The following is an 11,716-nucleotide window of genomic DNA, read 5'->3' on the forward strand; positions in this document are numbered from 1 at the left end:
GTGACCGAGGCCCACTCCCAGGAGAACCGGGAGACCGACGGCCCCGGGCCGGAAGCCGAGGACGCGCGGTCGCTGGACGCGGGCACCTACGAGGTGCTCCGCGCCCGGCTCCGCGAACAGACCGGTGAGCTGGCCCGGCGGACCGAGGAACTCAACAACCGCCGACTCGAGGTGTTCGGCGGCACCGAGCTCTCCCTGCGCGGTACCGAGCGCATCCGCACCGAACACAACTGCGTGCCACGCGACATCGTCAGCGTGGGGCGCTCCGTGGGGAACGACGCCGACGGGGACATGATCCTCTTCGGCTACAACGTCTACATCGGCATGCAGAGCCAGACGCACGTCTCCGACGTGTTCTCCCTGCACCGGTACGAGCACGGCGGCGACTCCTTCGAGTTCACCGACGCGGCCGAGGACGCCGTCCCCGGTCTCCTCGCCGACGAGCGGTTCCGCCAGGAGTTCGCCCAGCTCTACCGGTACTACCGCGACGCCCGCCTGCTCCAGCTGCGCCGGGTCGAGGAGCGGCTGCTCGCCGTCTTCCAGACCGGCCCACGCACCGAGGACGTGCGGGTGCTGCGGTGGTCGGTCTCGCCCACCGGCGAGGTCGCCTACCTCGATGACCGGGGGGAACGCGACCACGTGTTCCCGCCCTCGCACGACTTCTCGTGGACGGAGGCCACCCGCGAGGACCACGTGCAGGGCCGGCACCCGCACATCTCGATCCGCGACGAACTGTTCGTGGAGACGGTCGGCGGCGACCTCACCATCAAGGTGGAGGACAACACCGAGGTCGGCGAGGGCATCTACAGCGAGCCCGTCGACGAGCCGCTGCAGAGCCTGGCCGACGCTTCGGTCTTCCACGCGCAGGTCGGCGCGCTCGTCCTGCTGAAGATCAGGCCGTACAACGAGACCGCGTGGCGCTACCTGGTCTTCAACACGCGGACCAAGGGCGTCGAACGCCTCGACGGTATCGGCCAGTCCTGCCAGCGCCTGCCCGACGACCAGGGGCTCATCTTCCCCGGCGGGTACTACCTGTCCACCGGGGTCGCGCGGACCTTCGACACCGACGTCACCGACCTGGAGTTCGAACGGGTGGTGCGCTCGCCCAACGGCGAGGACGTGCTGTACGTCTTCCACTCGCGGGCGGACGGCCGCAGCCTGCTGCTGTCGTACAACACCATCCGCAAGGAGGTCGCCAACCCGATCGTCTGCCACGGCTACTCGCTGTTCGACGACGGGACCATGACGGTCTTCCGTGACACCTCGGGTGAACCCACCCGGGTGCACCCCATGCAGGTGTGGCAGACCCCGTACGTGTCCGACGTGTACGCGGCCGCGCAACCGGTCGGCACCGGGCCGCTGGAGCGGATCGGCAACGCCGAACTGGTCCAGGGCGTGTCCGAGTGCCTCTCGGTGGCGCGGATCTCCGAGGACATGCGGCCCTCCACCGAGGTGTTCGAGGCACTCATCGCCTCGTGCCGCAGGGTCCTGGACCGGTTCCACTGGCTGGGTGAGGACGAGCTGGGCGACCTCGCCGCCCCGCTCACTGAGGTGCGCTCCACGGCCGAGCGGGTACTGGACGAGTTCGAGACCGTCCAGGAGCTCACCCGTCAGGCCGCGAAGAGCCTCTCCGAGACGGAGGAGAAGGTCACGGCGCTCATCCGCCGGTCGCGGGGCGAGACCCCGCGCTCGGCGGAGGGGTGGGTGACCCGGCTGACCGAGCTGCGCCGCGCCCAGGGGCAGGCCGCCACGCTGCGCGAGATGCGCTACGCGGACACCGCCCGGATCGACGCGGTGGAGGAGGGCCTCGGTGAGGAGATCGCCTCCGCCGGGCGCCGCACCGTCGCCTTCCTCGAACAGGACGACGCCTTCGACGGCTACCACTCCGAGGTGGAGCGGCTGGTCGAGGACGCCGAGGCCTTGGAGGCGGTCAGCGCCGCCACCGCCGTGGGCGAGCGGATCGCCGAACAGACCGAGGGCCTGCAGGTCGTCACCGAGGTGATCGGGTCCCTGGACATCGGCGACGCCCAGGTGCGCACGCGCATCCTGGAGCGGATCAGCGAGGTGATGGCCGGGGTCAACCGGGCCCGAGCCACGCTGGAGTCGCGACGCAGGGAACTGCTCGCCCTGGAGGGCCGGGCCGAGTTCGCCGCGGAGTTCGCCCTGCTGGGACAGGCCATCACCGGGGCGATCGCCGCTGCGGACACCCCGGAGCGCTGCGACGAGCAGCTGGGCCGGATCATGCTCCAACTGGAGAACCTGGAGTCGCGCTTCGCGGAGTTCGACGACTTCCTCCAGGAGCTGTCGGACAAGCGCGAGGACGTCTACGAGGCGTTCTCCACCCGCAAGCAGTCGTTGGTCGACGCGCGCTCCCGAAGGGCCGACCGGTTGGCGTCCTCCGCCGCCCGGGTCCTGGAGGGCGTGCACCGGCGGGTCGCGGCCCTGACCACGCTGGAGGACATCAACACCTACTTCGCCTCGGACGCGATGGTGACGCGGCTGCGCCGCACCGCCGAGGAGATGCGCGAACTCGGCGACACGGTGCGCGCCGAGGAGCTGGAGGGCCAGATCCTGGCCGCCCGCCAGGAGGCGGGTCGGGCGCTCCAGGACCGCACCGACCTGTACGAGGGCGGCGCCGGAGGGGAGACCATCCGGCTGGGCAGGCACCGCTTCGCGGTCAACACCCAGCCCATCGACCTCACCCTCACCCCACACGACGGGCAGATGTCGGTGGCGGTCACCGGTACCGACTTCCGGTCACCCGTGAGGGACGAGGCGTTCCAGGAGACCCGGCACCTGTGGGACCGGCTGCTGGTCTCCGAGAGCCCCGAGGTGTACCGGGCGGAGTACCTGGCCACGTCGATCCTGAGCGCGGCGGAGGAGGGGGCCGAGGGGTTCAGCCTGGAGGCCCTCAACGAGGCCGTGCTCAACCCCGAGAACGGGGACTCCCTGGAGTCCCTGGTGCGGACCGCGGCGGAGTCCCGGTACGACGAGGGCTACGAGCGGGGCGTGCACGACCACGACGCCACCCGCGTCCTCGCCGCGCTGTTGCGGCTGCGCGCCGGGGCCGGACTCCTGCGCTACCCCGGGCAGGTCCGGGCCGTGGCCCAGCTGTTCTGGGCGTACGGAGCGGGCAAGGAGCGGCGGGGTGCCTGGAAGACGCGGGCGACCTCGCTCGCACGGGCCCGGAGCGTGTTCGGGGCGCGCCGGTCCGCGGCCATCGACGCGCTGCGTACCGAGCTGGCCGAGGGTGTGGACGCCTTCCTCACCGACACCGGTCTGTACCAGGACGCCGACCTGGAACTGGTGGGCGACTACCTCTTCGAGGAGCTGGCCCTGGACGGGGCCGCAGAGCGCGGGTTCGTGTCCGGTGCGGGCGCCCGGCAGCTGCTGGACCGGTTCCACCGGGCGCTGGGCAGCACCCGGGAGACGACCCGCAAGGCCTTCGAGGAGGACCTGCGGGGGCTGGGCGAGGACCTGGCCGCCCGTCACCAGCTGGTGACGGCGTGGCTGGAGGCGTACGCGACCACGCTGGAGGAGCCGCCCGCCCCGGGCGACCTGCCCGAAGCAGCCGCGATCGGCCTGTCCGAGAACGCTTTGGAGCGGTACGAGTCGTCGGCGGCGGTCAGTGAGAGCGTCACCGGTCTCCTGGGGTCGCACCCGAGGATCAGCGAGCGCTCCCTGGACGTGCGGCTGGACGAGATCCTGCCGCGCACCCGACGGTTCCGCACGGTGGAGGTGCCCGCCTACCGGGACTTCCAGCGCCGCCGGAACGCCCTGGTGGCGACCGAACGCGAGCGCCTGCGGCTGGAGGAGTACAAGCCGAAGGTGATGAGCGGGTTCGTGCGCAACCGTCTGCTCGACGAGTCGTACCTGCCGCTGATCGGCGACAACCTCGCCAAACAGCTCGGCGCGGCCGGGGACGACAAGCGCACGGACCAGAGCGGCCTTCTGCTGCTCATCTCCCCTCCCGGCTACGGCAAGACCACGCTGATGGAGTACGTGGCGAGCCGTCTCGGGCTGGTGTTCGTCAAGGTCAACGGCCCCGCCCTGGGGCACGCGGTCACCTCGCTGGACCCGGCCGAGGCCCCGGACGCCACCTCCCGCCAGGAGATCGAGAAGATCTCCCTCGCGTTGGAGATGGGCAGCAACACCATGCTGTACCTGGACGACATCCAGCACACCAACCCGGAGCTCCTCCAGAAGTTCATCTCGCTCTGTGACGGCCAGCGCCGCATGGAGGGAGTGTGGGAGGGACGGACACGCACCTACGACCTGCGCGGCAAGCGCTTCGCCGTCTGCATGGCGGGCAACCCGTACACCGAGCAGGGCAAGCGGTTCCGCATCCCGGACATGCTCGCCAACCGGGCCGACGTGTACAACCTGGGTGACGTGCTCTCGGGCAAGGAGGAGCTGTTCGCGCTCAGCTACATCGAGAACGCGCTCACCTCGAACCAGACCCTGGCGCCGCTGTCCACGCGGGACCGCGAGGACGTGTACACGTTCGTGCGGATGGCCCAGGGCGACGACTCGGTGGGCACGGACCGGCTGAAGCACCCGTACTCGGCGGCCGAGGTGGACCGGATCGTCTCCGTCCTCCAGAAGATGCTCCGGGTGCAGGAGGTGGTGCTGGCCAACAACCAGGCCTACATCGCCTCCGCGGCGCAGTCGGAGGACGCCCGTACCGAACCGCCGTTCCAGCTCCAGGGTTCGTACCGGAACATGAACCGGCTGTCGGAGAAGATCGTGCCGGTCATGAACGAGTCCGAGGTGGAGGCCGTCATCGACGACCACTACCTGGGCGAGGCGCAGACCCTCACCTCCGGCGCGGAGGCCAACCTGCTCAAGCTCGCCGAACTGCGCGGCGTGATGACCGCCGAGCAGGAGGCGCGCTGGCGCGAGGTCAAGGAGGGCTTCCGCCGCGGCCGCGCGCTGGGCGGGTCCGACGACGACCCGATGACCAGGGCCATCGGCGCGATGGGCCTGCTGGCCGACCGCGTGGGTGAGATCGGCACGGCCCTCGAACGGGGCTCCGAGAGGTAGTCACGCGGAACCTGCGGGGGCCGCCGTCCCGAGAGGGCACGGCGGCCCTTTTCGTTCTCACACGATGGGGAAGCGTTCGTCCCCGATCACCATCTCGACCCGCAGGTTCCCCCCCAGGGCCTCCACGTACCTCCTCAGGGTGTCGACCTGCGTGTGGCCGATTTCCCCGCGTTCGATGCTGGAGACTCGGTTCTGACTGACGTTCAGCTGCTGGGAGAGCTGCACCTGCGTCAGGTCGGCCGCCTCCCTGAGTTCGCGCAGCCGGTAGGACCGAACCTCGTCCAACAACCGCTGCTTGTGCCGCTCCACCGCTTCCCGGTCGACAGGACGCTTGGCCAGCATGTCTCGAAGGTTCGTCATCGGTGTCCTCTCCCTAGTCCGGCGGCGTGTTCGTCGAAACGCTGGTCGGCCAGTGGAATGTTGACCCGGTACCACTTCTGCCAGTTGATCGCCCTACGCACGGGACGCACAGGTTGCAAAGGAAGGTCGTTCGGGTGTTTTCCTCGGTCCGTGTTCACGGGGACCCCATGACCACTCCCCCCGCGTGACCACCCGGCGTACGTGAGGTGACCGCCACGGATTCCGTCAGAGGCGGATGGTCTCGCGCCCGGGGTCCGTGATCATCTTCGGGTCGCGGTCACGGAGCAGCGCCATGATCGGGGCGATCGTGTCGGCTTCCTGGGCGTACTCACCCTCCTCGGCCTTGAGCCCCACGACCTGGAAGAACAGCACCAGGCCGTTGTCGGTGTCCAGGATGCGCATGTCGGCGTCGGGCACGATCGCCAGCGAGGTCATGTCCCCGTTGGCGCTCTCGCCGCCGAGCGGGGACCGGGTGACGATCCAGTGGCCGACGTCCAGCTGCGCACCGGCCACGTACTGGTCGGCCAGCGCGTGCAGCACGCGCAGGATCCACGCGGGCACGGTCTCGTCGCCGTCCGCGCGCGGGATGCGGCACGTGAACTCGAATCCGGCGCCGGAGACCCGCTTCTCCTCGCTGGTCTTCTCCCCCAGCTCGGTGAGGCCGAAGGTGACCAGCAGCCAGTGCCCCTCCATGGGGTAGGCGAGGACACCGTCGATCCCCTGCTCGGACTCGCGGGCGGGGAACTGGATGGTCAGCGGGCGCACGTCCGGGTAGTGCTGCGCCCACCCCTCGTAGATCTGGGTGAGTCCGGGCAGCAGTTCCAGCATCGTGCGCTCTCCAGGGTCGTGAACGGTGCACCCCAGAGGATATGCGCCGAGGCGGGGGCGGCGGCGTGGTGGCGCCGCCCCGCCCTTGGGGTCAGACCCCGGCGAGCACCCGACCGGTGTCGCGCGCGGCGTCCAGGGCCCGGGTGCGCTGCTGCTCGGCCAGGTCCCTCAGGCCTTCCATCCCCGGGGTGGTGGCGGCCAGGGTGAGCTCGCACTTGATCAGGGTGAGGTCGGCCTGCCAGAGGTCGCCGACGACGCGCTCCAGATAGGGCGTGGAGTGGTCCCAGCCCTCGCGGGGAGTGCCGGGGCCGTAACCGCCGCCCGCGGTGGTGACCAGCGCGGTGGGAACCCCCTTGAGCAGCGGGTTGGTGGGCCCGGCACCGGCGATGACCAGGTCGACCCAGGTCTTGAAGTGCTGGGAGACGCCGTAGTTGTACATCGGCACGGCCAGGATCACGGCGTCGGCGCTCTCCAGTTCCCCGGCCAGCCGGGCGGCGAGCGCCAGCGCCTCGTTCTGGGCGGGTGTGCGCTCGGGCTCGGGGGTGCCGGAGCCCACGGTGGCGTGCACCCAGGCGTCGGCGGGAAGCGGGTCGGTCCCCAGGTGGCGGCGGTTCACTCCGCCATCCGGGTGCGCCGCGGTCCACTCCGCCTCGGCGCGGTCCGCGATCTCGGCGCTGGAGGACACGGACGGGAAGATGCTGCCGTCGAGCCGGAACAGGTTCATGATTCCTACTTCTCCCATTGGTTCGGTGTACCGCTGACCGGATGCGTGCCCGGCGTCGCGGCGTGATGACAGCATAAACGGACTATCCCCCGCTTAGTATTCCCGGGGTAGATTGATTCCGTGGATGTGCCAGTGGTCCCCTTCGGAAAACCGCGCCCCGAGCGGGCGGACGCGGCCCGCAACCGCGAGCACCTGCTACGGACGGTCCGCGCGATGATCGCCGAGCTGGGCCCGGAGAGCGTGACCATGGACGGCCTGGCCGAGCGCGCCGGGCTGGGCAAGGGGACCGTCTTCCGACGCTTCGGTACGCGCGCGGGGATCTTCCAGGCCGTGCTCCATGACGACGAGCTCCGGTTCCAGGAGCGGGTGCTGCACGGCCCACCGCCGCTGGGGCCCGGCGCCGAACCGAAGGAGCGCCTGATCGCCTACGGCCTGGCGCGCTTCGACATGCTCAGGGGCAACCACGCCATCTTCCGTGCCGCACTGGGCCATTCCCCGCTTGCCCCGGCCTCCGTGAGCATGACCCCTCCGCACGTCCGGATGCTGCTCCGCCAGGCCAGCCCGCCCCTCCCCCACCCGGACGGCCTCGCCCTCCAGCTCGCCGCCGCCCTGGAGGGCCCGCTGCTGCTGTACCTGCGCACGGACGAGCTCACCGGACCGCAGGGGGAGGTCGGCTGCAACCACCTGGCCGAAAGCTGGCGGACCCTCGTCGAGCGCGTCTTCGACGGCTGAGGCCAGCCCGGCGGTCACGAGGTCCGGCGCGCCCCGGATCTGCGCGCGAACGGCGGCCGGAGACGGGACCGGAGGCAATCACAGCCCCGGTGGCCCCTCTTGCCACGATTCGGCCGTAGAACGGAATCCGTCTTTACACGGAGCGTCGCTCCCCGCCTCTAACGTTCTGTTCCACCCTTCAAAGGGACCGTGAACAGGAGCAACGAGTGAACGCCAATCTCGCCATCGCGGCGGCCGGACCCGCGGACGGATTCGTCGGGTGGGTCGTCGGACTCATGGAGGTCCTCGGCGGGCCGGGGGTCGGTCTGGCCATCGCGCTGGAGAACCTCTTCCCGCCCATCCCGAGCGAGGCGATCCTGCCGACCGCCGGTTTCGCCGCCTCCCGGGGCGAGTTGGGGCTGGTGGAGGTCCTGGTCTGGGCCACCGTCGGCTCCGTGGTGGGTGCGCTCGCCCTGTACGGCCTCGGCGCCTGGCTGGGACGGGAGCGTTTCAGGGCGTTGGCGAGCCGCGTCCCGCTGGTCAAGATGGCCGACATCGACCGGACCGAGGCGTGGTTCGAACGGCACGGGCCCAAGGCGGTCCTCCTCGGCCGAGTCATCCCGATCTTTCGCAGTTTCATCTCGATCCCGGCCGGAATCGAGCGCATGTCCCTGCCGCTCTTCCTCGGGCTGACCACCCTGGGCAGCGCCGTGTGGAACACCCTGTTCGTGCTGGTCGGGTACCACCTGGGCGAGCAGTGGCACATCGTCGAGGGGTACGTCGGCGTCGGTTCCCGGGTCGTCCTGGGATTGGTGGCGGCGGCGGTCGTCTGGTTCGTGGTGCGTCGGGTGCTGGAGCGTCGGCGCGAGCGGCGGACCGCACCCGATCGCGGGCCCCGGCGCGGGTGAGGTCGCGGCCCGACGTACCCGGCGAGCGCACTCCCCTGGCGGTGGGGGCCGTCTGCCGCCCCGAGCAGATCGACCACCGGGCCCCGCCTCCCTGTTTCGTGTGGACTGAAGTGGTGAGGGTTGGGGGTGAGGGGATCGAGAGGTCGAGGAGCAAGGAAACGGGGAACGGCCATGAGACACCTTCTACTGCCCTCCCGCGAGGAGCTGCCGGTACTCGGTCAGGGGACCTGGGGCATGGGAGAGGACCCCGACGCGCACCACGCGGAGGTCCATGCGCTGCGGCACGGGCTCGACCTGGGCCTCGGGCTGATCGACACCGCCGAGATGTACGGATCGGGCGGGGCGGAGAGGGTGGTCGGGGACGCGATCCGCGGCCGCAGGGACGAGGTGTTCCTCGTCAGCAAGGTACTGCCGAGCCACTCCGACCGCCGGGGCGTGGTTGAGGCGTGCGAACGCAGCCTGCGTCGGCTGGGGACCGACCGCATCGACCTGTACCTGCTGCACTGGCGCGGAGGGGTGCCGCTGGCCGAGACGTTGGAGGCCCTCACCGAGCTGCGTGACTCGGGAAGGATCGGCGACTTCGGAGTCAGCAACTTCGACACCGACGACATGCGCGAACTGTGGGGCGAGACGGGCGGCGACGCCTGCGCCGCGAACCAGGTCCTCTACAACCTGTCCCGGCGCGGACCGGAGTACGACCTCCTGCCGTGGTGCCGGGACCACGAGATCCCCGTGATGGCCTACTCCCCCATCGAACAGGGGCGGCTGCTGGGCGACCCCGTCCTGGAACGGGTCGCCGAGGGGCACGGGGTCTCGGCCGCGCAGGTGGCCATCGCCTGGGTCCTGGCGGGCGGGGGCCTGTGCGCGATCCCGAAGGCGGGCACCGTCGGACACGTCGAGGAGAACCACGCCGCCCTCGACCTGCGCCTGACCGAAGAGGATCTGGCGGCCCTGGACGCGCGTTTCCCCGGCCCGGACGGGCCCAGCCCGCTCGACGTGCTCTGACCGGGGCGAAGGGAGCCGGGGCGCACGCAGCCGGGGGCGAGGACCAGGACGGGGCCGGACCCGGAACGGCCCGGGCCGGATGGGCGCTGGGGGCTGACCCGGAGCGGGTACGCAGCGGAACGGGCCCGGACAGCACCCTGTCCCCGAGGTGAGAGTCCGAGGTACTCCGCCAGGGGATCTTGTCCGAACCCGGAGCGGGATGTAACTTTCCTCCGAGTCAGACATCCACGTTGGAGACAACCGACAGTGCCCCGGTCGGCGACAGCCCCTCCCCTCTAACCCGCTCCTGAGGTGGACACGTGAAGACCCCCCGACCGCCGCGCTCGCGGCGTGCCCTGACCACCCTCACCGCCCTGGCCGCGGCCGTCCTGCTCTGCACCCCGCAGGCGGCCCTGGCCGAACCGGCGCCCGACGACACCGTCGAGTTCGTCCCCACTCCGGCCGACACCCCCACCGAACGCACCGAGGCCGACCGGGAGGCGCTGGAGGAGAAACTCGCCAACACCGCCGTCCCGCCCGGACCGCTGAGCTTCGGCGCCGAACCCCTCGCCGCCGCCCGGAACGCCGCCGAGGGCGCGGCGGCCGGTGCCTCCTGCGCGATCACGGCGGAGTCCGCCACCGCCCTGGCGCTGGCCCCCGTCTGGCCCGAGGTCTCGGTCGGCTCCGCCCTGCCTCCCTCGCCGATGACCCTGTCGAGGTACGACAACCAGTCCGGCCTGTACGACCCCGCCGGACGGGACGGCCTGTTCTTCAACCCGGGCGTCGGCCTGTGGCAGATGGACTCCGCCGGACTCGGCACCAACAACACGGCGGGCGAGGCGATCGACTCCGTCTGGGTCTCCGACTTCGTGGTGCCCTACATCGTGGACAAGTACTGCTCCGCCATCAACGGGGGCTCCGCGGCGCCCGCCGCCCGGGCCACCGCGTGGGCGGACTGGAACGCCTGCTCCGACGGGGACTGTGACACCGTGTACTGGCGTGCGATGAACGACGGGATCGGGTCGGACCCGTCCGTGGGCCGCCACGGCGGCGCGCAGCCGCGCACCTGTGAGTTCGAGGGAGCCTCGTACGACTGCCTGTTCGTGGACGTCTCCGACGTCCAGGGCGCCGACTGGTGGACCCGGCCCGAGAGCGGCCGTTCCCCGGTGCCGTCACCGTTCTACGTGCTCAGGGCCGGTTCGGGCGACGGCGTCCGCGAGGTGCGCGTGTGGCTCGCGGCGGACTCCGGGCACGGGGTGGACGTGACCGTCACCCGGCCGTTCGGCGGCAACGCGCGGGACGCGCTCTCCTGGACCGACGGTCTGGGCCTGTGCGACACGACCGCCGGACGCGGTTCCTGCTGATCACGGAAAGTGTGGGATGAATTCGGGCTCTGGTCCCTTCTGGGACCAGAGCCTGTTTCCATTTGCAGTGTTCCCTCTGTGAAACACAGGAGAACCAGAGGTCACACCAGGGAAAAGGTTCAATACAACCTCTATCTACCGGCCGAATCGCATGTTACTTTCTTTCCCGCCCGGGGGACCCGCTAGGAAGATTCAAACGAAGAGGCCACAATGCCCCATTCGACGGCACCCGAGATCGACCTGCCCGAGCTGAACTTCGACGACATGGAGGTGATGAGCGTCCGCGAGGCGGTCGCCGTCCCGGAGACTGGCGCCACCAGCGGCTCCAGCTCCTGCACCTCCACCTCGTGCTGCGGCTCCAGCAGCTGCTGCTCCGGCGGCTCCTGCGGCTGACTGGTACTCCGGTCAGCCCCGCCACCGGAAATGCACGCGCGCGTGCGTGATCAACGCGTGCGTGCCTGATCAAAGCGTGGAATTCGGCAAGGGCAAGCTCCAGAGTTTCACGCCAACATCCCCCTCCCACCCAGAAGAAGGTGTCCGATGGCGTTGCAGGAAACCCCCACGATCGACCTGCCCGACCTCAACTTCGACGACATGGAGGTGATGAGCGTCCGCGAGGCGGTCGCCGTCCCGGAGACCGGCGCCACCAGCGGCTCCAGCTCCTGCACCTCCACCTCGTGCTGCGGCTCCAGCAGCTGCTGCTCCTCGGGTTCGTGCGGCTGACCCCCTGAACCGGGGCGGCCCTCTCGCCGGGGTCGCCCCCCCCCTGCCCCGAACCCCCCAGTAGAAGCACG

10 protein-coding genes are annotated in these 11,716 nt (G+C 70.5%); 7 read left to right on the forward strand and 3 right to left on the reverse strand.

What is annotated here, in order from left to right; all coding sequences use genetic code 11:
* Positions 1-5,043: a DNA repair ATPase gene (locus KBX21_RS24335; protein ID WP_210843933.1), complete on the forward strand. Its 5,043-nt coding sequence runs from the start codon at positions 1-3 to the stop codon at positions 5,041-5,043.
* A 57-nt stretch (positions 5,044-5,100) separates the two neighbouring features.
* Here KBX21_RS24335 and KBX21_RS24340 read toward each other — a convergent pair whose 3' ends face one another.
* From KBX21_RS24340 to KBX21_RS24350, 3 genes are all read right to left on the reverse strand, one after another.
* Complete coding sequence (locus KBX21_RS24340; protein WP_110052466.1) at positions 5,101-5,403, reverse strand: helix-turn-helix domain-containing protein; 303 nt, start codon at positions 5,401-5,403, stop codon at positions 5,101-5,103.
* Between the two features lie 225 nt (positions 5,404-5,628).
* On the reverse strand, positions 5,629-6,231 hold the full coding sequence (locus KBX21_RS24345) for a suppressor of fused domain protein (RefSeq protein WP_049566807.1): 603 nt from the start codon (positions 6,229-6,231) through the stop codon (positions 5,629-5,631).
* Between the two features lie 91 nt (positions 6,232-6,322).
* Positions 6,323-6,955 (reverse strand): FMN-dependent NADH-azoreductase, encoded by a 633-nt coding sequence (locus KBX21_RS24350; RefSeq protein ID WP_049566810.1) that lies wholly within the window; start codon positions 6,953-6,955, stop codon positions 6,323-6,325.
* 120 nt (positions 6,956-7,075) lie between these two features.
* Here KBX21_RS24350 and KBX21_RS24355 point away from each other — a divergent pair, with 120 nt between their 5' ends.
* The 6 genes from KBX21_RS24355 to KBX21_RS24380 all read left to right on the forward strand — a co-directional run bounded on the left by KBX21_RS24355 (position 7,076) and on the right by KBX21_RS24380 (position 11,645).
* Positions 7,076-7,687 carry a TetR/AcrR family transcriptional regulator gene (locus KBX21_RS24355; RefSeq protein WP_255352543.1) on the forward strand — a complete coding sequence of 204 codons (612 nt, stop codon included), beginning with the start codon at positions 7,076-7,078 and terminating at the stop codon, positions 7,685-7,687.
* A gap of 206 nt (positions 7,688-7,893) precedes the next feature.
* On the forward strand, positions 7,894-8,574 hold the full coding sequence (locus tag KBX21_RS24360; RefSeq protein ID WP_369801046.1) for a DedA family protein: 681 nt from the start codon (positions 7,894-7,896) through the stop codon (positions 8,572-8,574).
* A gap of 171 nt (positions 8,575-8,745) precedes the next feature.
* Positions 8,746-9,579 carry an aldo/keto reductase gene (locus KBX21_RS24365; protein WP_049566816.1) on the forward strand — a complete coding sequence of 278 codons (834 nt, stop codon included), beginning with the start codon at positions 8,746-8,748 and terminating at the stop codon, positions 9,577-9,579.
* A gap of 299 nt (positions 9,580-9,878) precedes the next feature.
* Positions 9,879-10,922 carry a hypothetical protein gene (locus tag KBX21_RS24370; protein ID WP_210843935.1) on the forward strand — a complete coding sequence of 348 codons (1,044 nt, stop codon included), beginning with the start codon at positions 9,879-9,881 and terminating at the stop codon, positions 10,920-10,922.
* A 210-nt stretch (positions 10,923-11,132) separates the two neighbouring features.
* The gene (locus KBX21_RS24375) at positions 11,133-11,315 is read left to right on the forward strand and encodes a thiazolylpeptide-type bacteriocin (protein WP_017590578.1); all 183 of its coding nucleotides are present in this window, start codon (positions 11,133-11,135) and stop codon (positions 11,313-11,315) included.
* 147 nt (positions 11,316-11,462) lie between these two features.
* Complete coding sequence (locus KBX21_RS24380) at positions 11,463-11,645, forward strand: thiazolylpeptide-type bacteriocin (protein WP_049566824.1); 183 nt, start codon at positions 11,463-11,465, stop codon at positions 11,643-11,645.
* Positions 11,646-11,716: the final 71 nt, after the last annotated feature.

Origin of the sequence: Nocardiopsis sp. B62, assembly GCF_018070675.1 — a bacterium.
Lineage (GTDB): Bacteria > Actinomycetota > Actinomycetes > Streptosporangiales > Streptosporangiaceae > Nocardiopsis > Nocardiopsis prasina.